Consider the following 25,603-nt stretch of genomic DNA (forward strand, 5'->3'; position numbering starts at 1 on the left):
TAACCTCCTAAAATATATTCCTACATATAAATAATGCGGTGTGTTCCGCTGTAATCGGCGGGCACTGCCATTAATTCCTCCAGCCAGCCAAGGCCGTAGCGGTTCAAATAATACATCATATTATATACTCTCTCCTGCAGCTTACCCAGCGGCATAACCGACAGCTCTATCCGTTCCCACTGGCGCAGCGCAGCCTCGTTCTGCTTCTCCATCGCATCCAGAGCCTTGCCCTGCAGGAAGGAGATCTGGTCAATAATCTTGTCCTTATTGTTGTTGCCCAGCTTCAGCAGACCTGCCTGAATTGCGCCAAGCTGCTCAATCAGCGGCTCGTACATTGCGGTGAATGCGGCTTTGGTCTGTTCAAACCGTTCTTCAATCTTCAATTCATCCTGCGCCGTTAACCACTCTTTGCGTTTATCATCCAGACCAAGACGCACATCCGTGAAGGACAGCCCGTATTTATCCATATGCTTGTGAAGCGTTCCCTCTATTACTGTAAAAGACATGCGCGGAATAATCAGCGGCATCTGCCCGCCCATTACCCCAAAGGCCTGCTGCGGAATTGCCCAATAGGCGATTTCTCCTTGTCCAAGCACCGTAGCCAGCACAGGCAGCACATAGTCCTGCATCAAAGGCCGTGTCAGCACGTTGTTGCTGAACCGCTCAGGGTGGCTCTCCAGCAGCTCCAGCAGCTCTGTGCGGGAGAATGATACCACCAATTTCCGGTCTGCGAATCTGTCCCCCTCCTTATGGAGCAGAAGCCGTGCGCCTTCATGGATATAAAAGAGGTTGGCATTCCCGGGTGTCACATCCGCCTGCAGCACGTATCCGCCTGCAGCAATACGATCAGCCGCTGCGGTGTAGGCGGCCTCGAGCTCGTCATTACGCTCGATTATTGCTGCAAACATCGGCGCCTCCAGCCTGCGTAGCGCAGGATCGGCAGAATCCAGCAGAATAAGTCCGTATTGCCCGAACAAAGAACCCATCAGCTTGGCAAAAGCTGTAGTCATATTGTCCGAACCCAGCGAAGCTGCCGTGACAAATTCCATCACCTGCGGCTTGAACTCGCTATCCTGAAGCAATCCGTCCAGCTGGAGGGTTGCCTGAAGCCAGCTCTCTGCTTCCACCTTGATCTCACTGACCGAAGAACGCGGACCCTCGCCTATATCCAGCTTAATCCGCGAAATTTCGCCCGTCCGGTTCAGCACATAAGTATGATTGACCTCATCCCAGTCATGATCCTCACCGGCGATCCAGAACAGGGGAACGACCGGGCGCCCAAGCTGGGCTGCCGCTTCGCGGGCGGCCTGAATCGTAGTAATGGCTTTATATATTACAAAGAGAGGGCCTGTGAACAAACCGCTCTGCTGACCGCCTGTTACAACCAGCGTTTCCGGCTGTTCCAGCAAATCAATGGAACGCATTACCTCTTCATGGGCATTATGCGCTCCGTTATAGCTACGTAAGTATGAAACAACCCCGGTGCGGTTTGCACGGAGGCTTGCGGTTCCATCAAGCCATTCTGCGCGCTTAACCCGGTTCTCCCGGTTGCGGAAATCCCCGCCATACAGATGTTCTACATTCTCAAATTGATGTATATAGTCACTGGCGAGCGCAGATCCGCCCGGCAGTGGTTCCGGTACAACATTCATATGCAATTGCCTCCTGTTCTACTATAACCTGCTGTATGTAATCATAAATCGGTAAACCCTTTATGATTGTATCCAAAGTTAGGTGCGGCGTCAAAGAAAGAAGCGCCGCCATGCAGCTACACTTGCTTGAATTGAAAGAATAGGCGAGAGCTGAACGCTCCCGCCTAAGGTAATGCAACAGTTAAATTTTAAGCGAATTGTTTGGCGACGAAATGTCCCTTGGACACTTCTACCAATTCAAAATCGCTGTCATTTGTTTTTTCGCCGGCAGCATAAATCGGGCTGCCCAGCTCATCATGCAGATGAATGCGTTTTTTGTTTGCTTCAACCTCCGGATCCGGAACCGGAATCGCCGAGAGCAGCGATTTGGTGTACGGATGGATCGGATTAGCGTACAATTCTTCGCTTTCCGCGAGTTCAACCATTTTGCCCAGGTACATAACAGCTACACGGTCACTGATATGCTTAACCATGGACAGGTCATGCGCAATGAAGAGATAAGTAAGTCCGAGACGGTCCTGAAGTTCTTTGAGCAGGTTGACTACCTGTGCCTGAATGGACACGTCCAGTGCGGAGATCGGCTCATCGCAGACGATGAACTTAGGGTTAACCGCAAGGGAACGGGCAATCCCGATACGCTGGCGTTGACCGCCTGAGAATTCATGCGGATAGCGGGTTGCATGATCATGGTTAAGTCCAACCATATCCAGCAGCTCTTCAATCCGTTTCTTGCGTTCAAGGCGGCTTCCCGCAAGATTGTGAATGTCCAGTGCTTCACCAATGATATCCGAAACCGTGAACCGCGGGTTAAGCGAGGCATACGGATCCTGGAAGATCATTTGCATATCACGGCGCATAGCCTTCATTTTGCTGCCGGACAATTTGTAGATATCTACACCATTGTATTTCACGCTTCCTGCAGTCGGTTCGTACAAGCGGAGAACCGTACGGCCTGCAGTAGTCTTACCGCAACCGGACTCCCCTACCATACCCAGGGTTTCGCCTTCGCGAATCGAGAAATTAATATTATCAACAGCCTTAAGAACTCTTCCCTTGCCTACATTGAAATACTTCTTAAGACCTTCTACTTCAATCAGATTCTTACTCAAACGAACTGCACCTCCTTGGCCATCGAATGCAGATTCCAGCAGCGCGCCATATGCGTTTCGCTGAACTCTGTGGCGCCGGGATCGATCTGTTCGCAGACATGCATCGCTTCGCTGCAACGCGCTGTGAACGGGCAACCGACCGGCGGCTTAATTAGATCCGGGGGAGTACCGATGATCGGAATCAGCGGCTCACCCTTCTTTTGGTCAAGACGCGGCATCGACCGCAAAAGACCTTTGGTGTACGGATGCTGGGGATTCTTGAAAATCTCCCAGCGTGTCCCTGTTTCGACTACTTCACCAGCATACATTACGATGACCCGGTCACACATGCCGGCAACCACGCCGAGATCATGTGTAATCAGGATGATGGAGGTCCCTAGTCTTTGCTGCATCTCTTTCATAACTTCCATGATTTGCGCTTGGATGGTTACGTCAAGCGCCGTTGTCGGCTCATCCGCAATCAGGAGAGCCGGGCGGCAGGCCAGAGCAATGGCAATCATTACGCGTTGGCGCATCCCGCCGGAGAATTCGTGGGGATATTGGTTAAAGCGAGCCTCCGCATTTTTAATGCCTACTAATTGCAGCATTTCGATACCTTGCTGTTTCGCTTCGGCCGCTGACATATTCTGATGTTTGATCAAAACTTCGGTTATCTGTTTGCCCACTTTGATAGTTGGGTTCAAAGAAGTCATCGGGTCTTGAAATATCATGCCAATATCTTTGCCGCGAATCGATTCCATTTGTTTCATGCTAAGGTCCAGCAGTTTCTTTCCTTGAAAAACAATCTCGCCTTGCTTCACTTTGGAGAGCGGGGCAGGCAGCAGCCGCATAATCGACTGCGCGGTAACACTTTTGCCGCTGCCGGATTCACCGACGATGGCAACGGTCTCGCCTCTGCCTACTTCAAAGTTCATGCCGCGCACAGCCTGAACTTCTCCGCCTTTTACAAAAAAGGAAACTTGCAAATCCTTGACTTGCAGAATGGGTTCCATCATTGTTCACCTCCTTATTTCTTCAGCTTAGGATCCAGTGCATCACGGAGACCGTCACCAAAAATATTAAAGGAAAGCATGGTCAAGCTGATCAGGATAGCCGGGAACAGGAAACGCCACGGATAATATAGCCAGCCAGTCAGTGAGTCATTAATCATCGATCCGAGTGAAGCTACAGGAGCCTGTACGCCAAGTCCGAGGAAACTCAGGAACGCTTCAGCAAAGATAGCATTTGGCACAGACAGTGTAATGGTTACGATAATCGGACCAACAGCATTCGGCAACAGGTGTTTGAACAAAAGTCTTTTGGACCCTGCGCCCATGGAACGCGAAGCCAGAACGAACTCACGGTTCTTCAGCTGCATGATCTCACCGCGGACAATCCAGGACATGGTAATCCAGCCCGTTATCGTCAGTGCCAGGATGATCGTCCCAAGGCTTGGTTCAAGCACAACCAGGAGCAGGATAACAACCAGCAGGTAAGGGATGGAGTAGAGAATTTCAGATACTTTGTTCATGATATTGTCTACACGTCCACCGAAGTAACCCATGATCCCGCCATAGATAACCCCGATCAAAAGGTCAATCGCAGCGGCAGCAAGGCCGACGATCAGCGAGATACGCGCACCGTACCAGGTACGGACAAAGATATCGCGTCCAAGATCATCTGTACCAAACCAGTGCTCGGATGAAGGAGGCTTATTGGTACTGATCAAATCGTTAGAGTAGTAATTGTACTTTGAGAATAACGGAGCGATAAGCGCCGCAAGGATAATCAGTCCAAGAATACCCAGTGCTGTCATTGCCATTTTGTTCTGGCGCAGACGTTCCCAGGAATCACGCCAGGCGGACAGACTTTCGCGCTGAATGACTTCAGCTTGCCGCTCATCAATGCCGATTTTACGGAAATCTTCCGGTTTCAGGTTCGCATCCTGCGATACCAATTTTTTGTCAGAAGCCAATCTTTAGCCCTCCTTTCCACCCGTTAGTTTGATACGCGGATCTACAAACACATAAGCAATATCCGTGATAAAGCGTGCCAGCATCAGCAATACCCCATAGAAGATCGTAATCCCCATAATAACGGTATAGTCGCGCACACCAATCGCTTCGACAAATTGCTTACCGATACCGCCGACACCGAAGATCTGCTCGATAACTACAGAACCTGTTACGATGTTAGCTGTCATAGGTCCCATGTAGGTTACAACCGGCAAAATCCCGTTCCGGAGAACGTGGCGGCTTAGGATTGCTGCCCAGCTTAGGCCCTTAGCCTTAGCCGTCTTGATGTAATCCGCATGCAGCACTTCCAGCATACTGGAGCGCGTCAGCCTCGCTATAAAGGCTATCGGCTGCGCCGAGAGTGCGGTTACAGGTAAGACATAATATAGCGGCCCCTTAAATCCGGAGACCGGGAACATGTGGAACTTGTAGGCAAACACATACTGCAGCAGCGAGGCGACTACAAAGCTCGGAACTGCAATCCCCAGCACCGCCAGCACCATTGCCGCGCTGTCAATAAACTTGCGGTGATAGAGTGCCGCCATCATGCCGAGAAAGACTCCGACAATAACCGACACAATAATTGCGATAACCCCCAGCTTTAAAGACGCCGAGAACGTTTGCCCGATCAAGTGAGTTACATCCTGGTTCAGACGCTTCATTGATACACCCAGATCACCCTGGACGATTTCACCCAAATACTTGAAATACTGATGATAGAGCGGCTTGTCCAGTCCATACTGCTCGTATAAACGCGCTTTTATTTCCGGCGGAACTTTCTTTTCAGAAGTAAACGGGTCCCCCGGAATGGCTTTCATCAGAAAAAAGGTCGCTGAAATTAGCACAAACAGCGAGACAAGCATATAGAAGAACTTATTGGCAACATAACGAACCATCCCCATCAACACCTCCTTCGACATTTTTTTGAGACACATAATTAGAGTTTATGAAAAAAATGGCCATTTGTCTAATTTCTTATTTTGTAAGTTCGTGAAATCTTTAACAAAAAGCCTGAAATGCAAAAAAAAGGGATATATATGGAATTCCACATATATATCCCGAAGTATATTGCACCCTTCAGACAACCACTATTCAGTTAAGCTAACCGAAGGTTCTACAATTCTTAGTGCTCAAGCAGGTAAGCACGAGTGAAGTCAATTGCACCGCTGAAGTCAAGAGTTACACCTTTGAGGTACTCTTTAGTCAGGGAGTTGTTTGTGTAGTAGTAGAACGGAATCAGGATCATATCATCTTCAATGATCATTTTTTCAGCTTTAGCAAACATTTCTTGGCGTGCTGCCAGGTCGGAGCTTGCTTTAGCGTCATTGATCAGCTTGTCGTATTCAGGGTTAGCGTAACCAGTATCATTGTTACCGCCGCCTGTTACCCACATATCCAGGAAGGTCATTGGATCATTATAATCCGCAGTCCAGCCAGCACGTGCGATCTGGTAGTTCAGGTTTTGACGGTTGTCGATAAATACTGCCCATTCCTGGTTAACAGTGTTTACAGTGATACCCAGAGCTTGTTTCCACATGTCAGCTACAGCCAAAGCGATTTTCTTGTGGCCTTCACTTGTGTTATAAGACAATTCAACCGGTGGCAGTTCAGTCAGACCTTCTTCAGCCAGACCTTCAGCCAGCAATTTCTTAGCTGCTTCTGTATCTTCTGTGAAGTAGCTGTCTTTAACTGCTGTACGGAATTCACCGTCAGCGCCAGCGATACCCGGAGGTACAAAGCCGAATGCCGGAAGTTGTCCGCCAAGTGTTACGTTGTCGATCAGCGCTTGACGGTTAACAGTCATCGCCAGGGCTTTACGGATTTTAACGTTGTCGAAAGGTTTTTCAGTGATGTTGAATTCATAGTAGTAGGTACTTGCGATACCTTTTCTCTGGAATTCGTTAGGAAGCTCTTTTTGTACGATAGGAATCTGTTCTTGCGGAATTTCGCCGTGTGGTGCACCAGCACGGTCAAGTTCGCCGTTCTTGTAGCTCAGCAGTTCAGTTGCGCCGCTGTTAACCAGGGAGAAGTCGATTTTAGCAAGCTTGATGTTAGCAGCATCCCAATATTTATCGTTCTTGCTTACTTGCAGGGATTGGCCAGTAGTCCACTCAGTCAATGTGAATGCACCGTTAGTGATCATAGTGTCTTTGCTTGTTGCCCATTTAGCATTACCCTCAACGGATTTGTGTACAGGGTAATAAGTATAGAAGGACAGAAGGCCAAGGAAGTATGGAGTTGGTGCTTTCAGCGTAACTTCAAGAGTTTTCGCATCAACAGCCTTTACGCCCACTTCGTTGAAATCTGTAATTTTCTTTCCGTAATATTCTTCAGCGTTCTTCAGGTAGTACAATTGGTAAGCGTAAGGTGCAGTTGGATCTGTGTTAGGATCCAGCACGATTTTCCAAGCGCGGACGAAGTCAGCAGCTTCTACAGGATCGCCGTTGCTCCATTGTGCATCACGCAGTTTGAATGTATATACCAGGCCGTCAGGGGAAATTTCCCAAGATTCAGCAATTCCCGGCTCAGCTTGGCCAGTTTCGTCATTCATGCGGGTCAAACCTTCATACATAGTTTTCAGGACGGTGTTTGCTTGGCTGTCCTGAGCTTGAGCAGGGTCAAAAGTAGGTGGTTCTGCAGTCAGGTTGACTCTAAGTGTCTGGTCAGCAGCCAGTTTCTCGTCACCAGTTGTTCCTGTGTTCGTGCTACCTTCATTACCGGCTGCATTTGTTGCTGCAGCATTGGTGCCGCTGTTAGCATTGTTATTGTTTCCGCCGCAGCCAGCAAGCACTGTGCCGATAACCAAAACTAATGCGAACATGAGCAATAGACTTTTACTCTTCTTCATCTAGCAGTTCCCCCTAAATAGAATGTGGTATATGGTTTATGATTATACAACCAGTGGTCAAAAAAATCTAGAGCAATATTTTCTGAAAACGACTTTTTTTTAATTCTTTAAAATTTTGTGACGTTGACGCTTCACCGGAGCAGCGGAACATTACATCGCTTGTGATATGTATTGTATGAGGCCTACAACCATAAATAATACGTAACTAACCCCCATAAAAAAGAAAGAAAGTCTCCAAACGGCCCGGAGTAACCGTTTTCCGTCGACCGATCCTTTGAGCCTGTTTTGCGCGCCGCCAATCAGTCCAGCGGATATTAATACAATAAGTAGTATAAGAAAGAACCCGAAATTCGTATTGAAAATAGTATTGAACAATCCCGAAACAGACAGTAATAAAAATAATGTTGTCACGTCCATCGCCAGCAAAAAAGTTTTTCTCTTATCCTGCTTAAGACCGATACCCGCGAAATAAACGATTAAAAAAGGAACAATCGGAATAATGCTTAACACACCGAAAGAATTCTTCAGAAATTCCAAACAGCCTCACCTCTCCCTCACAGTCATGCCCTCTACCAGTCCGAAGATATAACGGTGCAGTGGAACCTCAATGCCCCGCTGCCGCCCCATATTCACAATGCTTCCGTTAATCCAGCGGATTTCTGTCTCCCTCGAAGCAAGCACATCGGCCAGCATGGATGAAATATTGCCTGATGTAGCACGGCAAACTTCAACAATGGCCTCCCAGGTATGCTTCTCATAGGTAATCCCACAGGCATCGTATACTCTTACGGCTTCTGTATACAGTTCCTTCATGAGCTGTACACGTTCAGGTGAAGCCAGCAATTCGCCGTTTGGGACCCGCCATATTGCGGTTAGAGGATTAATTACAGCATTGATCAAGAGCTTCCGGTAAATGATGGTATCCACTTCTTTCGACAGAGAGGCGTTGAATCCTGCTGCGGCAAGAGCCTGAACGAAACTTATTGCGCCGCCGTTATTCAAATCCTGTGAGTTTAATTCATTTTTATTTATAGGATGACTGCTTTTCCCTATACATATTTCCCCTCTGCCCGCATGAATAACCTCTGTTAATGTTTTCCTTTTGGCTGCTTCCGTAGTGACCGCCGCCCACAGGGAAGCTTGCGGCAGCAATTCCCGGAGCATCTCCAGATGTCCGCAGCCGTTCTGGAAACATATGATTTCTGCCTTCCGGGCTTGAAGCGGACGTAGAATCTCCGGAAGATCATTATGAAGCACCATTTGTTTGACAGTTATTAATGTAATGTCTCCCGGGTTAATCAGCTGCCGCTGCGGATATTTACTAACCGGCTCAGCCGAAAAGCTGTCACCCGGAACTGAAATTGCCGCCCCGCCGTCTTCATAGCTCACAGTTAGTCCGTTGCTTGTTAATTCCCGGCACTGTTGTTCACTCCTGCACCAGAGTCTGACTTCGTTCCCCGAACTGATTAGCTTGCCGGCAAGCAGCAGCCCAAGCGAGCCCGCACCTATAATATCGATTCTCATCACGCAATCCTCCTGCCGACCGGTAATTTTTCCTAATTATATCCTGCACATCCGCTCAAAGCAAAAACACAAAAAATCCTGCAATTCCGGTGCCGTGAGGCACTGGGATGCAGGATTTGCGGGATTCATCTTCTATTCAATCCGTTCCAGGTTTCCATTCGCGTCCATTTTAAAGCGGGTCTTTTCCTCTTCTTCTTCATTAAGAAATGCGAGTCTGCGGGCCCGGTCCATAATCTGGATCAGCGCTTTGTAATCATCATTGACCACCCGGTAATCGCTCTGGGCGAGATTGACTTCCTTAGATAAGCGTTCATTCTCTGCTCTCAGCTCCGTCAGTTCATCTTCCTTCTCTCGCAAATCCCGCTCCAGCATCTTTAGCTGCCGCCCGGCTTCCTGGAACGTACCTTTCCATTGTCTCAGAAACCGGATTACAGCATCAATGGATAAGCTGTTCTCGCTTAGCCCTTCGCTTCGTCCGTAGTCCTCTTCAATGTCTCCGAGAATCAGTCCCGCTACCTGTGCGCCTCTGGATGACGGCTGTTTCTTCAAATAACTTCGTTTCTGCCGTTGGCCTTTAGCGATTCCGATAGCATCCTCGTAACTTTTGCGTACGCAGCTGTTCCAGCGGAAACCGCAGGCAGCCGAAGTTCTGCCGATTTTTTCACCCACCTCTTCAAAAGCAGCAAGCTGTGTACTGCCTTCACGGATATGACGCAGCGTTATTTCTGCCAATATCAGATCATCTTCCGCACTCCAAGCATCCTGTCTAACGGCTGTCATAAAGCCTAACCCTCCTAACAACATCATGAAATAACCATCTTCAGAACCGGCAGCTCCGCCGGGTAGTGAATAGGGATAAAAGCTGCTTACTCCATTTCTATGCCTCTATTAGAGTTCATAGAATCTATTTGATACTAAATTGTATTGCCATTTTGTCTGAACATCATACTTACCATGCTATAAATTCTTAAATTCCAAGAGAAAGTCTTGTGTCAATTATAAAAATCATAAATTTTATAAATTCCTGCATTTTTTTCAATGAATTCGTTTACAGTGTTTTGCAGAGCCGTTATAATGAAGGGTAAGAGCAGTAGCCGGATTCATACTGGAAGGGGGAATCTCTCTTGGACCGCATGTTTCGCGTATTGGGATTTTTCACACTCGTTATCGGACTTATGGCTTTCGCCGGTGATCTTACGGAAATGGCCCTGCTATTCTTTTTGCAAACCGCTTTTTTTGTGATCCTGGGCTACATGAAATTCACCGAAAAGACCTACATCCTGCTCTTCTGGGGTTATATGATCCTGACCTTTACAGGCTTCAGTTATTGGACAGTCTTTCAGATGGGTCTGCCGCTGTAACGCATATATATTATTGAAACGGATAGTGTTCCTTTACCTCAAGGAGCCACTCCGTTTTTTTGTATGAGAATTTATATGTTTTTGGGGTCCTCGCAAAGTACCTGAGTAATCCTCGAAGCTAGCGGCCCCACTTTGTGGGGTAATTTTGTTTGTCCAAATGTAGTTTCCGGGTGGCGAAACAGGGTATGATATTTTCACAGGCAGAAACATATTATTAGTACATACCTGTTACTCAACTCTGTTCAAGGTGGTGATGTGGTGTTATCCCGCAGTTCCTTACGCCGGTTATTTGCAGCTATACTCCTTCTCACCTGCACGCTCACGCCGATATCCGCTCCGGTATATCTGTCCGCCGAACCCGGTTCCGGCCTTAGCACTTCGCTGCCTGCCATTCCGGATAATGAAGAAACCCGTAAGCTGCTCGAACAGACGCTGTCCTCAGCGGAGATTGAACGGGAGATTATCCGGATTACGGCAGAACAACAAATACTTGAGAGCAAAGTCGCCACTCTGACCGAGCAATCGGCCGCCAAACAAACGGCAATTGCAGATCAGCAGGAACGCGCTGGCGCAGTTGTGCGGGCTTATTATATGGGGGAACGCGACGGGCTGCTGGCGGCCGTTCTGTCTGCCAAAAGTATCAGCAGAATACTCGCTCTTTATGATTACTATGAGATTATTATCGGGCAGGACCGGGATACCCTATCCCAGTATGAAACACAATATAAGGATTTGAAAAAGACGCTCACGGCCGCCCGGCGCAGCTCTGAAGAGCTTGCGGAGCTCAAAACGGCGCTCGTGGAGCAGCAAAAGCGCGTGCTTGCTTTGAATGAAGAAATTGAGGGCGGCATTCAGGCCAGTACAGATCCTGAGCGTATGGGGTTACTGCTGGAGGAGTTCAGTAAATATTGGGAGAATATCGGGATCCATGAGGTTAAGACTTATTTCAAGGCGTTATCCTCGGCGATGAAGCATCTGCCGGAGTTTGTCCAGAACCGGGATGGCGTACTGGTCCGCAAGGGGATGACTTATAATCTTGCGCTGAAGGAAGAGGATTTGAACGAATTCCTGATTACACAGAATACGTTATTCAAGGATTTCGCCTTTCATTTCAAGGATAACGAGATTACGGCTACAGGAAAAAGCGGGGGCTTGTCTCTGACGTTAACCGGTCATTACACCATTCAGGAGGAACCGGTCAACGGATTAATGTTCCATGTGGACCATGTGGTCTTCAATGGACTGGAGCTGCCGGACACCACCCGTCAGGCGTTGGAGGAAGAATTCGATCTGGGCTTCTATCCGTCCAAAATCGTCTCCTTCCTGCATGCTACGGAAGTATCCAGCTCAGATGGTATTCTGCATGTTAAGCTGTCCCTCTCATTCTGAGTCTGTGACCGCTGCTTCATATCCGGCTGCATCCAGCTTGCCGGTCAAGAGCAGCACTGCCGCTTCAGCATAACGGCTCCATTCGCCTTCTGAGTCTGGCCCGGGGGCGTTGTCCTCGGTGAGGAACACCCCGGAGTCGAATGGAAGCCGGGAGATTTCAGACAATCCGGAGCGGTACAACTCATCCAGTGCAGGCAGACGGTCCGTATTCTCCAGCCATTCCAGCTGGGCCGAGCTTGAAGTTACATAAGCAAGCCACTTGACCGCCGCTTCCGGGCTGCCGGATTGTGCGGGGAGAGCGAAAAAGCGGCTATGGATTGCCTCGTAGATGTTCTTCCCCGTCTGCTCCTGCGGCGCTTGCACTCTCAGCGTGGAGTTTCCGTGCTTCTTCCATTCAGAGAGCGGCACTGCCGCCACTGCAAGCTTGCCATCCTGCAGCATATCCCAGATCTCCTGGTTAAACCGGCTGGTCAGATAAAAATAACCGCGGGCAGCTTCCGTCCATGCCGCTTGTGCCTCAGTCATGGACAGCACTCCCCCTCCCATGCTCTGCAGTACAGCTGCATAACCATACGGGTTCCGCGTATCCATTGCCAGCATATAACGCTCCTTTGTCTCTTCCGCATTCAGCCGGCCCAGCAGTCCATTCCATTCTTCCAGGCTTGACGGCGCAGCAGATAGGCCCAGTTCAGCAAGCCGCTGCGGAGAATATACTAATACATAGGGATCAATATCGAGCGGAACCCCCCAGTCGTAACCGTTCCATTGCATTTGCGGGATCAGCATGGTAAGAGGTGTGCTTCCGGGAACACTCTGGTAAATATCCACAGGCAGCAAATACCCCCGGGAAGCCAGATCAAAAATACTGTGACCGTCCAGCATCACAATATCCGGACTATCCCCGACTGTAAGTTCCTCCCGTACCTGAGCTGCCCCGTCTTCAGTGTCTACATTAGTTAGCTGCACACTTACTCCGCTGGACAGGCTGTAATTATTGCTGATCAGCTGCAGTACATTGAATTCTAAACTGCTGAGCGATACGCGTATCGTCAAGCTCTGCTCGTCTCCCGGTTCACCTGAAGGCGGACGCTCCGATTGGTTCAACGGCTGCCTGGGGGGATAGGCTCCCTCATCCGTGTCCAGCTCCATGCTGGGCGACAAGCTTGTCAGCGACAGCAGCAGAACGGCAAACAACAGCCAATAGTTTTTGCGTCTCAGCACGTGCTTCTCTCCTCCCGCTAATCTCGTCTTCCTCATTTTAGCAGACATGCACGTGCTTGTCTGCGTTTGTGAAAACGTTCTCTTTCTATTATATAGGTGTGAACGTTGTGAGGTGAATCGTCTGAAGAACGGGCCGCCGGTTGGGCGGTATTCGCACCTGCGGTGAATATTTGGACTTCCGGCCGCTGTTGTCTCCAGATTTCTTCGATTAGACCGCTGTGCGCGGTTGAAATCCGGAGACAAAGGCGGACGCTCCCGCTCCTCCAGTTCCAAAATTCCCCTCCGGTGCTCCCGCCATATCGTCTCAGCTCTACAGCCTGACCTCCCACCGTTCCGGGGCGGGGCAGACAAAAGCCGGGAGTGGTCCTCTCCCGGCCGTGATTGTGCTTATTAACCGGCGGACTGCCGGTTGAAGAGCGGGTGCTGTCAGTTGATTTTGCGGGCTGCAGTGATAAAAAAATGTGTATCCAACCCTTGGAGCTGCTACAGCAGATCCGCAGCCAGCTGAGCCAGATGCGAACGCTCACCCTTCTCAAGCGTGATATGGCCGCTGATGCCCTGCTGCTTAAATTTCTCAACGATATAGCTAAGTCCGTTGCTCGCCGCATCCAGATAAGGATGGTCGATCTGCTCCGGGTCACCCATCAGGATTACCTTACTGCCTTCACCGGCGCGGGAGACGATCGTCTTCACTTCATGCCGGGACAGGTTCTGCGCTTCATCGATGATGATGAACTGCGACGGAATGGAACGCCCGCGGATGTAGGTGAGCGCCTCAACCTGAATACTGCCCAGGCCCATCAATATTTTATCGATATCTCCGGCTTTTTTGGTATCGAATAGAAATTCCAGGTTATCATAGATCGGCTGCATCCATGGACGGAGCTTCTCGTCCTTCTCTCCCGGTAAATACCCGATATCCTTACCCATCGGAACCACCGGACGGGCGATCAGCAGCTTCTTGTATTTATGTTCGTCCTCCACCTTGAACAGTCCTGCAGCAAGTGCCAGCAGCGTCTTCCCTGTTCCGGCCTTTCCGGTAATGGTTACCAGCGGAATATCATCATTCAGCAGCAGCTCAAGCGCCATCCGCTGTTGGGCATTACGGGCGCTGATTCCCCATACCGCATCATTGCCGAGATACAGGGGTTCGAGCCGGCTGGCATCGCTGTTCACCTTAAGCAGGGCGGATTTGCCGCTGCCAATCTCATCCTTCAGAATGACGAATTCGTGGGGATAGAGCGGGTAGGACAATGACAGCTGCTTGATGGACAAGAAACGGTGACTGTAATATTCATCAATCAGCGAAGGATGCACCATCAGCGACTGGCAGCCGGAATACAGCTCATTCAAATCTCCGGTGCGGTCGGATAAATAATCCTCCGGCGTTATGCCAAGCACATCCGCTTTGATGCGGACGAGTACATCTTTACTTACGAGTACCACGGGGCTGGGTTCAGCCTTTTCATTCTCCTCATGGAGATAATTGAGGGCAACAGCCAATATGCGGTTATCGTTCGAGACCTCCCCGAACATTTCCTGTACCTTAACGAAGCTGCGGTGGTTAAGCTCTACCTTCAGCGTGCCTCCATGTTCCAGTACCACACCGCTGTGCAGGTGGCCCAGTTCACGGAGTCCGTCTAACAAGCGTGACACGGTGCGGGCGTTGCGGCCGATTTCATCGGCATTACGCTTCTTGGAGTCGATTTCTTCCAGGACTACAGCGGGAATGACAACCTCATTCGCCTTGAAGGCAAAGATCGAATTGGGGTCGTGCAGTAGCACGTTAGTGTCTAGTACGAATATCTTTTTCATGTTATCCCCTCCACAGCGCCTGGTTTGATTGATCATACATAACTCTTTTCAGCAAGGGCAAGCTAAGGTAAACCACTGAACCATGGCTGAAAGGAGTAAGCACATATGAGAAAATCAATGTGTCTGTTGCTGGTACTGCTGCTGCTGACAAGCTGCGGTATCGCTAATAAAGAGACATCACCCTCTCCTCAGGATAAACAATCGTCAAAGGCTTTGAGCAGCCAGGGGGACCGCGAAGTGCGGACATTGTCCGAAGATGGTACAACTGCCCTTGAACCTACACCAGAGACCGGACAACCTTCTGACGTTAAGGGCGAAAGCGATGTTGCACTTAAGGATCATTTCGAGCAGTTAGCCAAAAGAGTTCCCGGTGTAAACGGAGCCCACTGTGTCGTAATGAACAATATTGCTGTTGTCGGCATTGATGTCGACGGGTCGCTTACCCGCTCACGGGTCGGAAGCGTGAAGTACACCGTTGCGGAAGCTATCCGCAAAGACCCGAGAGGGGTAAGAGCCTTGGTTACTGCCGATATGGACATCAGCAGCAGATTAGCCGAGATGGGCAAACATATTACCAAGGGAAACCCGGTATCCGGCTTCGCCTCAGAAATGGCTGACATTATCGGCCGGATTATTCCGCAGCTGCCGGAGGATACCAAACCTCAAGGTAACGGACAATAATCTTGCACATCCCTGTCAAAGCACAGGATCTGGAGACAAAAAAAGCCTAGTGATGGCACACTAGGCTTTTTGCATGGCGGCAAATACTTGTCCGTCCAGCTTCTCAGCCGCACGCGCATCGTATACCTTCGCATATTTCGGAGCGGATTCCAGATGGGCACCGTAGAACAGCGCATTGCGGACCGCTTCAATCTCAACATCAAAACAGCACATCTTGAAAGGAACATCCGGCAGCGGGTCCTGCTTCACAGAAGCACGCCCGTTGATGGCATGAACCGTTCCCTCACCAAAAACCGTAATAGTTACCAGCGGGTTGACTTTCATGTTGTTCACAAGTCTGGACCGGTGATCTACTGATAAGCGCACAATAGAAGGGCTCACTGCATAGATCCAGGAAATCGCAGTAGACGTAGGGCCACCGGATTCTGCATCCACAGTGTTTAGAAGAACAAAAGTTTCCGACTGCAGCATAGCTAGCAGAGTTTCGTTGAGCTGAGCAACGGCTTCGGACATAAGTACAGGCCCCCTATGCGGCGTGAGTGCATTCAATTTATTATATTATAGCACAGGATGAAACTTGCATTCAATTTGTAGATTGTTTCCTGCCACTCACGGGCTGTCTGCGGCTGCAGAAGCTGCGGTGCCGGAGAGGCCGGCAATCTGGTCCTGAAGGCTTTTCTTGGCTGCGTCCAGCTCTTTATCGTCAATATATACATAGGGACTGCGCCAGGTTCCTGTCACCGGCACAAATTCTACATTCTCCTTAGATATATTCCAGTAAGTAGCTATCATGCTTTTGATCTGCGCATTCTCAATATCACTCTGCAGATTGTCGTCCACAGCATCCAGCACCTTGCCGATTTTGAGCACTCCTCCGAGTGACTGCATCTGAGCGATCAGCGAATTAAGCACTTCATTCTGGCGTTTATTGCGGTCAAAATCATCGGAAGGCTTCGTTGCCGGACTGCAATTGGATTTACGGTAACGTACATAATCAAGCGCCTTATCCCCGTTCAGCTGGGCCTGGCCTTTCTTGAGATTAATATCCGTTCCGTCCACGCTGTCCGTATAACACATATTCTCGCTGATATTAACGTCTACTCCGCCGAATTCATCCACGATATCCCGGAAGCCCTGGAAATCAAGCACAGTGGTGTAATCGACCTGAATGTCGAGATACTTGCTCATCATGGTCTTCATTTCATCCTCGGCAAGAATGCCGGAGGTTTTCTCCTTGCTCTTGAAGCGGGAGTAAAATGCATTGATCTTTGTTTTCTTGTAGCCGCTCAGCTCCACATAAGTATCACGGGGCAGAGAAACCACGGTAGCCGATTGGGTCTCCGGGTTCAGCGCCGCAACCATAATCACATCTGTCAGGTTGGACGGGTGCTTGGGACGGTTGTCGGTACCGAGCAGCAGCATGGTCAGCGGCTTCTCCGAAGCGGAGTGTCCTGCCTGAACCGGCTGGTCCACTCCGAACCCTCCCTGATCCAGTTTCCAGTATAGATACCCTGCGTAGCCCAGCGCCGCAAGTACGGCAACCAGGAGGATGATTAGAAGCAGTCTCATCAGCCGGGCGAAGAATCCGCGTTTCTTGGGCTTTTTCTTATTCGTTTTAGATTTGGCAGATTGCGTTGCGGCAGCGGGTCTGGACTGCTGTCTATTGTTTCCTTGTTGGCCATTCGATCTGGGTGGCAGACCGCCCTTGCTTGTATTCATAATCAATTAGGTCCTTTACATTCAGGTAGAATTAGATAACTTTATAATAACTTAGACGATCCGTAACACTAAAAGTTGCGTTCAGTGCCGTTTCGCGGCATCTGCCGCTGCGGCCTTCCGCTTCTGCCGGGCTTCCACCAGGTAGCGGACCCGCACGAGCAGCATTAGGCCTACAGCCACCAGCAGGCACTGGATGATCGGCAGTTTGTCATGCTGGAAGATGAGCAGCATCCCTGAGCCTAAAGCCATCATAAGATAAAGTACGATCTCTTTGCCGATGGGCAGCTTCTGATTGACGCGAAATACACGATTATACACGTAGGTCAGTAGAATAAAGATGACAATGTAAGCGACAATTGGATGCTCAGCGAACCAGCTCTGCACAGCTCGTCACTCCTCCCGGATATAAGTATCGCTTACATTATATCATCCGCAGCGGTTTTATACCGCTTTTAATACCTGCAATTTGAAAGATCTTCCGCCCGCAAAAATAAACAAGAAAAGCCGCCGGATGGTTCATCCGGCGGCTTGAATGACTGGCAGCTTACGCTTGGCTGGCTTGCGCCGCTTTACGCTGTTTCTCTACACGTTCGCGCTCGCCCTTATTCAGGATCTTTTTGCGCAGACGAACGGATTTAGGTGTGATTTCGCAGTATTCATCATCATTCAGATACTCAAGAGCACCTTCCAGTGAGAACATACGCGGAGTCTTCATTTTAACAGTCTCATCCTTCGTTGCAGAACGAACGTTGGTCAGCTGCTTTTCTTTGCAGATATTTACAATGATGTCATTATCGCGGGTGTGCTCACCCACGATCATGCCTTCATAAATTTCAGTTCCCGGTTCCAGGAAGAGAATACCGCGGTCTTCTACGCCCATCATGCCATATAGAGTCGTATTGCCGGTTTCACTGGACACGAGTACGCCTTGGTGACGACCGCCAACCTGTCCGCCAATCAGTGGAGCATAGCTGTCAAACGCATGGTTCATAACGCCATAACCGCGGGTCAGGGTCAGGAAGTAGGTGTTGTAACCAATCAAACCACGTGCAGGAATCAGGAACTCCAGACGAACCTGGCCAGTACCATGATTGATCATGTTGACCATTTCTGCTTTGCGTGTTCCCAGACTTTCCATAACAGCGCCCATGCTTTCTTCCGGAACATCAATCATTAGGCGTTCAAGCGGCTCCATCTTGGCTCCGTCGATTTCCTTGACGATAACTTCAGGCTTGGAAACCTGCATTTCGTAACCTTCACGGCGCATGTTCTCGATGAGGATACCCAGGTGAAGCTCACCGCGGCCGGATACGACAAATGCGTCAGGGGAATCCGTTTCATCTACACGCAAGCTGACATCCGTTTCCAGCTCTTTGAACAGACGTTCGCGCAGCTTACGGGAAGTTACCCACTTGCCTTCTTTACCAGCGAACGGACTGTTATTCACGAGGAACGTCATTTGCATCGTAGGCTCGTCGATCTTCAGAACAGGCAGCGCCTCTGGATGCTGGGGATCAGCAATGGTCTCACCAATGTTGATATCCTTGATACCGGCAATTGCTACAATGTCGCCTGCCCCCGCTTCTTCAGTCTCAACACGTTTCAGGCCCTGGAAGCCGAACAGCTTCTCAATACGGGCAGTTTTGCTCTTGCCGTCACGCATAATTACAGTTACGGACTGGCCCTGCTTGATTACACCGCGGTTAACACGGCCAATGGCGATACGGCCAAGGTATTCATTGTAATCCATCAGAGTTACCAGGAACTGCAGGGGCTCTTCAATTTTTTCAGTTGGAGCCGGGATATGTTCAACAATGGTTTCGTAAAGGGCAAGCATCGTTTCATCCTGCTTCTCAGGGTCCATGCTCGATGTGCCGTTAAGCGCAGAAGCATAAACAACCGGGAATTCGAGCTGATCGTCACTGGCTTCAAGCTCAATGAACAGATCCAGGACTTCATCAATAACTTCCTTCGGACGTGCAGCCGGACGGTCAATTTTGTTCACGACAACGATTGGTGTAAGGTGCTGTTCCAGCGCTTTGCGCAGAACGAACTTCGTCTGAGGCATACAGCCTTCATATGCATCAACAACCAGCAGAACGCCGTCAACCATCTTCATGATACGTTCTACTTCACCGCCGAAGTCGGCGTGTCCAGGGGTATCTACGATATTGATCAGGAACTCTTTATAGGTAATTGCTGTATTTTTGGCTAGGATAGTGATTCCGCGTTCCCGCTCCAGGTCGTTCGAGTCCATGGCCCGTTCCTGCAAGTGCTCGTGCGCGCTGAAAATCCCTGATTGCTGGAGAAGCTGATCGACGAGTGTTGTTTTACCATGGTCAACGTGGGCAATGATCGCAATATTGCGAATATCTTTTCTTGAATGCATGATTTGTATCCAAATCCTCTCATTTATCAAATTAAAAATGTTTAAATTTATAGCATGTCACGGCAGTCTCACAAAAGAAGCGCCAGGCAGAAACCCGACGCTCCAACATATCCTTAATAGTATCGTGAAAGCACCATGAAAAGCAAGTCTTTTTCTGAAAAAAACCTTACCAACTTCGTTTAATTTTTCTAATTTTGCCTTACGTCAAATTCAGAGGTGTCCATTCCCTCAATCTGTGCCGTTTACCCGGCTGTCTTACCAGCCGCCGTTCCACTTCTTGCGCCCGCCCGGTCTGCCCCGGCCCAGCATCAGCCAAAGGCCTGCGGCAACCAGAACGGCACCCAGCAGATACAGTGCTCCGGTTCCTAGTAAGGTGAAGATAAACAATACAATGCTTAGCAGCCCAAGAATAACAGCGGTTGTTGTAAGCCCTCTGGTTCTGGCTGAAGAATACAGCGAATATTCATAAAGTCCGACCGCAATGCCCAGCAGCAGGATGGGCCACAAATGCCTCATCAGGTCCCAGCCCCATGTATTGCATAGTCCAAAGAGCAGACCGTATACCGTTAATATGCCCGCAGGTATTAATACAGATGCAGAAGCACGGCGGGTGAAGAAGAGCACCTGGAGGAACAGGCCCGGAACCAGAATTACGAGCGGCCACAAGGCATGTCCAAGAAATCCGAACACCCCCAGCTTTCCGAACAGAATCACAATGCCGGCGGCGGCGATGAACACACCCAGTTTCATGTCGTTTTTGGAAGACATCTTTCACCCATCCCTTCAAAATTCGCGTCTTTTCTCTGGCCTTGTCACTTCAGCAGTCTGAACTGCGACAGGATTCCCTTTATATTTTATCTGAAAAATAATTAAAACACCATCATTCTTCATGTATTCAGGGGGCAAACCTTTACTCTCTAATAATTGCACAAAGAGGCTGTGCCCAAGCCTTCCAGCTTTTGGCACAGCCTCTAGTATTGCCGCATCTTATCCTGCAGATACCATCTTCCGTTTGAGCATACCTGTGGCTACAACAATAATTCCCAGCACCATAGGCAGCATGGAATGGAAGGTGGGCAGCATGAAGGAAATGACCGCACCAAATTTGGCATCCTGCAGCAGCATATTACCGGCTGTATACGCCAGAATATAGGCTCCGATGAAGACCAGCACCGGGAAACGGTGCAGCCAGCCCACGATGATGCCGCTTCCCCAGACCACAATCGGAATGCTGATGGCAATCCCGATTACGATGAGTGCCAGATCACCTTTGGCCAAGCCTGCAATCGCCAGCACATTGTCCAGACTCATGATGAAGTCGGCGAGCAGAATGGTGCGCACAGACTTCCATACACTGGAGCTTCCCTCAATCTTAAGTTCCTCCTCCTCCTCCAGCAGCAGCTTAAAGGAGATCCAGAGCAGCAGTATTGCGCCTCCGGCTTCAATATAAGGAATTTTGAGCAGCAGCACTGCAGCAAAAGTCAGGATGCAGCGCAGACCCACTGCCCCGGCAGCCCCCCACCATACCGCTTGCCTGCGATGCTTCTCCGGGAGATTCTTGCTGGCCATCGCAATCACCATTGCGTTGTCTCCGCTCAGCACCAGATTGATCATCAATATTTCACCCAGCAGCAATAAAGAATCCATTCTCTTCAGCCTCCCTGAACTCCATGTAAATACATGTATGCCTCAGGGTGACAAGCTATGCATCCTGTCCGGCTTTTTTAGAAACTACGCATGAGCGGGGCTGTTCCTGCGTATACAAAATTATAGCCTGCCTGCCGTATGTCATTATAGCTTATGCTGTCTTCTACCAAATTTGAGGAGTGACCCGGGTTGAATACATCCGTTACGGATTTCATATTATCCCTGCTGAATATTGTCTTCCTCGATCTGATTCTGGCCGGGGACAATGCCATTGTGATCGGCCTGGCCGCCCGGAACCTGCAGGGAAGTTCGCAGAAGAAGGCCATCCTGTTGGGCACAGGGGGCGCCGTAGTGCTGCGGATTATCGCGACAATTCTTGTCGTATGGCTGCTCAAAGTGCCCTGGCTGCTCCTATTCGGCGGACTGCTGCTGATTATGATCGCCTATAGGCTGCTGACAGGGGGAAATACAGAGGACACGGACATACAGGCCGGAGGAACACTGTGGTCGGCCGTACGGACGATCATTGTCGCAGACGCGGCGATGGGGCTGGATAATGTAATCGCGATTGCCGGGGCAGCCAAGCATAATATTACGCTTGTGGTGCTCGGGCTGCTGATCAGTGTGCCGATAGTGGTCTGGGGCAGCACGCTGTTCATCAAGCTAATCAACAGGTATCCCTGGATTATCTATATCGGCTCAGCCGTTCTCGGTTTCACGGCCGCAAGTATGATTACCAGTGAGAAGCGGATTTCCCCCTTCTTCGGACAGCAGCCGCTGCTGCACTATTTGTTTGTTGCCCTGGTGATTGCAGGCATCCTTGCCGCCGGCCACTGGCAGCGCCACCGCGCGCACAGCAGAATTAAGCATAGCGGTGATTCCTCCCGGTAACGCAAATATTCCCCGTATATCAGAAAGAGGTGCCCCAGGCAACCGTTATTAGCGGCTGCTGGGCACCTCTTCTTCAGCTATTCTAGAACCATTCTTCCTGTATACCTACCTGCACAGGGATCACATCGCTCGGCTCCTCATCACCGTAGGGTGTGATCGATACCGTCTCTGTTCCGGCAACAGCCGCATCCAGAAGAGCCTGGTACCCGGGCAGCGTGGCTTCAATCTTGTCCACAATCCGCATGTTCGGATTCGTTGTCGGCGACTTGGGCACAAACAGCGTACAGCAATCTTCATAAGGAAGGATGGACAAGTCATAGGTGCCGATGCTCTGGGAGATTCCGACAATCTCACTCTTATCCATCATCACCAGCGGACGCAGCAGCGGCAGCTCAGTGGCACGGCCAATGACATTCATGCTTGGCAGCGTCTGGCTGGCGACCTGCCCCAGACTGTCACCGGTGATCAGGGCCAGCGCCCCTTCGCGTTCAGCGAGAGCGGTAGCGATCCGCAGCATGGCCCGGCGCATTAGTGTAATAATCAGATTATCCTGGCCGATCCCGGTAAAAGAGGTCTGGACCTCCGTGAACGGAACCAGATGAAGCTTGATTACTCCGGCATAACGCGACAGTACCCGCGTCAAATCTACAACCTTCTGCCGGGCAAGCTCACTGGTATAAGGGTAGCTGTAGAAATGTATACATTCCACTTCAAGCCCTCTGCGCATCGATGACCAGCCTGCAACCGGACTGTCGATGCCGCCGGATAAGAGCAGCATCGCTTTGCCGTTCGTACCGAGCGGGAATCCGCCGACACCGGCAATATTCTCGCAGAAAATAAAAGTATGTCCTTCACGGATCTCAATTCTCAGCTCCATCTGCGGAGATTTCACATCCACGAGCAGCCCGGGATAACCCTGCAGCAGAGGAGTGGCAATAAGCTTGTTCATTTCAATGGAGCCATACGGGAATTCCTTCCACACCCGGCGTGCACTGACCTTGAAGGTTGTTCCCGCTGCCGGAGCAATGATATTCAGGAACGTCCGGCTGGTTGCAAGAATCTCTTCAAATTCAGAGCGGGAGACCTTTACCGGGCTGATCGAAGCGATACCGAATACATTCTTCAGCGCATCCGTTAATTCACATGCCGGTTCACCGTTGAGTTCGACATAAATCCGCCCGAACTCTTTGCTCAGCACCACGCCGGGATAAGGCTTGACCATCTCCTTCACATGCCGGAGCACTGTTTTTTCGAACCGGCTGCGGTTTTTCCCTTTTAAGATGAACTCTCCAAAGCGCAGCAGAAGCATGTCAGCATATTCAATACTGCTTCCATTTCCCGTAGTGATTGCTCCGGTTCCCGAATCTATAGTAGTCATCTGTTATTTCACGCCTCCTTCAGCAATCTTCAAAGACTGGACAGCGGCAAAGAGCGCCTGTTCCAGCTGTTCTACATCCTGCTTCGTATGGCTGTCGCCCAGACTGATCCGGATGCCGCCAAGCGCAGCAGCCCTATCCCTGCCCATCGACAGCAGAACCCGGCTCGGTTCTGCCAGCCGCGAAGAGCAGGCGGAGCGTGTGGCAACGGCCATTCCCAGTTCCTCCAGCCTCCGGGCCATGACCTCCCCCTTCATTCCTGGATATGAGAAATGAACAATGTGAGGCGCCCCGTCTCCTCTGCTATTCAGCACAAGCTCGGGAATTCCTGATATATAATCCTCCAGCCGTTTCTTAAACGGAGTAATCCGGGTGCTGAATTCCTGCCGCCGTTCACCGCTCATGCGCACAGCTTTGGCTGCGGCTACAATATTCGGCACATTCTCCGTCCCCGCGCGGTTGCCCATTTCCTGGGACCCTCCGGTAAGCAGGGGAAACAAGGTCACGCCTTCCCGTACATACAGGATTCCAGTTCCGCGCGGGCCGCGGATTTTGTGTGCTGACAAGCTGTACAGATCCGCCTGCCATTCCTTTAGCCGCGTCTCCAGCTTGCCATAGCCCTGTACCCCATCGACATGAAACAGTGTCCGGCGGTTCACAGCCTTGACCTGTCGTCCGATCTCTTGCAGCGGCTGCACCGTGCCAATCTCATTATTCACATGCATTACACTGACCAGCACAGTATCCGGCCGGACCGCTGCGGCAATCCGCGAAGGATCGACAACTCCTGAGCTGTCCGGTGGAACAAAGGTAATCTCCCAGCCCAGCTGCTGCAGCTGAAGACAGCTCTCATAGACAGAAGGATGCTCCAGCTCGGTAGTTATAATATGGCGGCCTCTGCTCTGATATTGCAGCGCAGCCCCTTTGACGGCCAGGTTATTACTCTCAGTAGCTCCTGAGGTAAACATAATCTCCTTCGGCTGAACGTCAAGCGCTGCTGCACACACTTCCCGCGCACGCTTGATCAGCTTGTCTGCCTCTGTCCCTGCCCGGTGAAGGGAAGAGGGATTGGCATAATGCTGCCTCATGACCTGTTCCAGCGTCTGCACCACCTCGTCGTACGGCGGAGCAGCAGCGGCGTAATCCCAATACAGCATATATCGGCGTTCTCCTTTTCTTATCATAAATTTATACCTTAATATTTTGCAAAAAGGATCAAACGGGCTGCTGCCGCCGGAGCGGCATGATGCAGATTCCGTTTGATCCTTTATATTATACCGCGTATTGTGCACGGGCGCGTTCTATTTTGGCAATATAGGCCTGGGTTTCCTTCGGAAGCCCTGAGAGATTCGCCATAAGCTCTGCGTCGTTATTGACGCCCAGCTTGTTAACCCGGCCCGGGCCGGCATTATAAGCAGCCAGTGCCATATTCTCCTCGCCATTGTAACGTTTGAGCTGATAGGAGAGGTAACGTACACCTCCGTCAATGTTCTGTGCCGGATCAAACGGATCGGTGACCCCCAGCCCGTTCGCCGTTCCATCCATTAATTGCATCAGCCCTTTGGCTCCTGCAGAGGAAACAACATTAGGATTAAACGAGGATTCCGTATCAATTACCGCCTTAATCAGATCAACAGGAACGCCATATTTCGCACTGGCTGTCTGGATCAGATCTTCGTAATCTGTCGGCATTGTCTGCGTTATTTCCCCGGAAATGCCGCCATAGGTTTCAGCAGTTCCACCGAGCTGCTGCCACAGCAGATTGCCAAGTGAAGATGCATCCGTTAGTGAGGTTAAAGAGCTTCCGTTGCTGCCGCCGGTTGCCGATTGCAGAGCCGCCTGCTGTAACAAAGCAGCGAATTCCGCCGCAGATGAACCCGTTACCCCGGATGTGACCTTGCCGCTTGCGCCTTTCATGCTTGAACTCCTAAGATCAACCCATTTCAGTTGCCCGGATCCGCCTGCTGCAGCGGGGTTGATTGCCATG

Annotated in this window: 24 protein-coding genes; 4 read left to right on the forward strand and 20 right to left on the reverse strand. The window is 50.3% G+C overall.

Annotated features, from left to right (window positions below; genetic code table 11):
• Window positions 1–20: 20 nt before the first annotated feature.
• The 9 genes from bshC to PBOR_RS26210 form a co-directional block, all read right to left on the reverse strand.
• Window positions 21–1,652, reverse strand: a complete 1,632-nt coding sequence (bshC, locus tag PBOR_RS26170) for a bacillithiol biosynthesis cysteine-adding enzyme BshC (protein WP_042216727.1) — start codon at window positions 1,650–1,652, stop codon at window positions 21–23.
• A gap of 188 nt (window positions 1,653–1,840) precedes the next feature.
• Window positions 1,841–2,761, reverse strand: coding sequence for an ABC transporter ATP-binding protein (locus tag PBOR_RS26175; protein WP_042216728.1), 921 nt, complete (start codon window positions 2,759–2,761; stop codon window positions 1,841–1,843).
• Window positions 2,758–3,753, reverse strand: coding sequence for an ABC transporter ATP-binding protein (locus tag PBOR_RS26180; protein WP_042219962.1), 996 nt, complete (start codon window positions 3,751–3,753; stop codon window positions 2,758–2,760). Before PBOR_RS26180 ends, PBOR_RS26175 begins: the two co-directional genes overlap by 4 nt.
• A gap of 14 nt (window positions 3,754–3,767) precedes the next feature.
• Window positions 3,768–4,715, reverse strand: coding sequence for an ABC transporter permease (locus tag PBOR_RS26185; protein ID WP_042216730.1), 948 nt, complete (start codon window positions 4,713–4,715; stop codon window positions 3,768–3,770).
• 3 nt (window positions 4,716–4,718) lie between these two features.
• Window positions 4,719–5,651 (reverse strand): ABC transporter permease, encoded by a 933-nt coding sequence (locus tag PBOR_RS26190; RefSeq protein ID WP_042219963.1) that lies wholly within the window; start codon window positions 5,649–5,651, stop codon window positions 4,719–4,721.
• A gap of 227 nt (window positions 5,652–5,878) precedes the next feature.
• Window positions 5,879–7,603, reverse strand: coding sequence for a peptide ABC transporter substrate-binding protein (locus PBOR_RS26195; RefSeq protein WP_042216732.1), 1,725 nt, complete (start codon window positions 7,601–7,603; stop codon window positions 5,879–5,881).
• Window positions 7,604–7,753: 150 nt separating this feature from the next.
• On the reverse strand, window positions 7,754–8,140 hold the full coding sequence (locus PBOR_RS26200) for a DUF3397 domain-containing protein (RefSeq protein ID WP_042216735.1): 387 nt from the start codon (window positions 8,138–8,140) through the stop codon (window positions 7,754–7,756).
• A gap of 6 nt (window positions 8,141–8,146) precedes the next feature.
• Entirely contained in the window at window positions 8,147–9,127 is a 981-nt protein-coding gene (locus PBOR_RS26205; protein ID WP_042216736.1) for a ketopantoate reductase family protein, read from the reverse strand.
• A 132-nt stretch (window positions 9,128–9,259) separates the two neighbouring features.
• Entirely contained in the window at window positions 9,260–9,907 is a 648-nt protein-coding gene (locus PBOR_RS26210) for an RsfA family transcriptional regulator (protein WP_042216738.1), read from the reverse strand.
• 344 nt (window positions 9,908–10,251) lie between these two features.
• On the opposite strand from PBOR_RS26210, the gene PBOR_RS26215 reads away from it, so the two are divergent.
• Window positions 10,252–10,488 (forward strand): DUF2626 domain-containing protein, encoded by a 237-nt coding sequence (locus tag PBOR_RS26215; RefSeq protein WP_039304209.1) that lies wholly within the window; start codon window positions 10,252–10,254, stop codon window positions 10,486–10,488.
• A gap of 258 nt (window positions 10,489–10,746) precedes the next feature.
• On the forward strand, window positions 10,747–11,877 hold the full coding sequence (locus PBOR_RS26220) for a coiled-coil domain-containing protein (RefSeq protein ID WP_052429642.1): 1,131 nt from the start codon (window positions 10,747–10,749) through the stop codon (window positions 11,875–11,877).
• Here PBOR_RS26220 and PBOR_RS26225 read toward each other — a convergent pair.
• Together PBOR_RS26225 and PBOR_RS26230 are read right to left on the reverse strand one after the other, a co-directional pair.
• On the reverse strand, window positions 11,869–13,098 hold the full coding sequence (locus tag PBOR_RS26225) for an extracellular solute-binding protein (RefSeq protein WP_042216741.1): 1,230 nt from the start codon (window positions 13,096–13,098) through the stop codon (window positions 11,869–11,871). The two genes, PBOR_RS26220 and PBOR_RS26225, sit on opposite strands and share 9 nt — an antisense overlap.
• 483 nt (window positions 13,099–13,581) lie before the next feature.
• On the reverse strand, window positions 13,582–14,913 hold the full coding sequence (locus tag PBOR_RS26230) for a PhoH family protein (RefSeq protein ID WP_042216742.1): 1,332 nt from the start codon (window positions 14,911–14,913) through the stop codon (window positions 13,582–13,584).
• Between the two features lie 105 nt (window positions 14,914–15,018).
• Here PBOR_RS26230 and PBOR_RS26235 point away from each other — a divergent pair, with 105 nt between their 5' ends.
• Window positions 15,019–15,594, forward strand: a complete 576-nt coding sequence (locus tag PBOR_RS26235; RefSeq protein ID WP_042216744.1) for a YhcN/YlaJ family sporulation lipoprotein — start codon at window positions 15,019–15,021, stop codon at window positions 15,592–15,594.
• Window positions 15,595–15,654: 60 nt separating this feature from the next.
• Here the strand turns inward: PBOR_RS26235 and PBOR_RS26240 are convergent, their stop codons facing one another.
• The 6 genes from PBOR_RS26240 to PBOR_RS26265 all read right to left on the reverse strand — a co-directional run bounded on the left by PBOR_RS26240 (window position 15,655) and on the right by PBOR_RS26265 (window position 21,349).
• The gene (locus tag PBOR_RS26240) at window positions 15,655–16,107 is read right to left on the reverse strand and encodes a PNPOx family protein (protein ID WP_042216746.1); all 453 of its coding nucleotides are present in this window, start codon (window positions 16,105–16,107) and stop codon (window positions 15,655–15,657) included.
• Window positions 16,108–16,203: 96 nt separating this feature from the next.
• Window positions 16,204–17,313: an LCP family protein gene (locus PBOR_RS26245; protein WP_042219965.1), complete on the reverse strand. Its 1,110-nt coding sequence runs from the start codon at window positions 17,311–17,313 to the stop codon at window positions 16,204–16,206.
• Between the two features lie 81 nt (window positions 17,314–17,394).
• Entirely contained in the window at window positions 17,395–17,697 is a 303-nt protein-coding gene (locus PBOR_RS26250; protein WP_042216751.1) for a YlaH-like family protein, read from the reverse strand.
• A gap of 160 nt (window positions 17,698–17,857) precedes the next feature.
• Complete coding sequence (gene typA, locus PBOR_RS26255) at window positions 17,858–19,702, reverse strand: translational GTPase TypA (protein WP_042216753.1); 1,845 nt, start codon at window positions 19,700–19,702, stop codon at window positions 17,858–17,860.
• Between the two features lie 255 nt (window positions 19,703–19,957).
• A complete protein-coding gene (locus PBOR_RS26260; protein ID WP_042216756.1) occupies window positions 19,958–20,470 on the reverse strand; it encodes a hypothetical protein in 513 nt (170 codons plus the stop codon).
• 219 nt (window positions 20,471–20,689) lie between these two features.
• Window positions 20,690–21,349, reverse strand: coding sequence for a TerC family protein (locus PBOR_RS26265; RefSeq protein WP_042216757.1), 660 nt, complete (start codon window positions 21,347–21,349; stop codon window positions 20,690–20,692).
• A 189-nt stretch (window positions 21,350–21,538) separates the two neighbouring features.
• On the opposite strand from PBOR_RS26265, the gene PBOR_RS26270 reads away from it, so the two are divergent.
• The gene (locus PBOR_RS26270; RefSeq protein ID WP_042216759.1) at window positions 21,539–22,240 is read left to right on the forward strand and encodes a TerC family protein; all 702 of its coding nucleotides are present in this window, start codon (window positions 21,539–21,541) and stop codon (window positions 22,238–22,240) included.
• Between the two features lie 82 nt (window positions 22,241–22,322).
• Here PBOR_RS26270 and thiI read toward each other — a convergent pair whose 3' ends face one another.
• The 3 genes from thiI to PBOR_RS26285 all read right to left on the reverse strand — a co-directional run bounded on the left by thiI (window position 22,323) and on the right by PBOR_RS26285 (window position 25,602).
• Window positions 22,323–23,549 carry a tRNA uracil 4-sulfurtransferase ThiI gene (gene thiI / locus PBOR_RS26275; RefSeq protein WP_425415552.1) on the reverse strand — a complete coding sequence of 409 codons (1,227 nt, stop codon included), beginning with the start codon at window positions 23,547–23,549 and terminating at the stop codon, window positions 22,323–22,325.
• A 72-nt stretch (window positions 23,550–23,621) separates the two neighbouring features.
• Window positions 23,622–24,773, reverse strand: a complete 1,152-nt coding sequence (locus PBOR_RS26280; RefSeq protein WP_042216763.1) for a cysteine desulfurase family protein — start codon at window positions 24,771–24,773, stop codon at window positions 23,622–23,624.
• 115 nt (window positions 24,774–24,888) lie between these two features.
• Complete coding sequence (locus tag PBOR_RS26285; protein ID WP_042216765.1) at window positions 24,889–25,602, reverse strand: lytic transglycosylase domain-containing protein; 714 nt, start codon at window positions 25,600–25,602, stop codon at window positions 24,889–24,891.
• Window position 25,603 lies beyond the last annotated feature (1 nt).

It is taken from the genome of Paenibacillus borealis, assembly GCF_000758665.1.
Taxonomy (GTDB): Bacteria; Bacillota; Bacilli; order Paenibacillales; family Paenibacillaceae; genus Paenibacillus_AQ; species Paenibacillus_AQ borealis.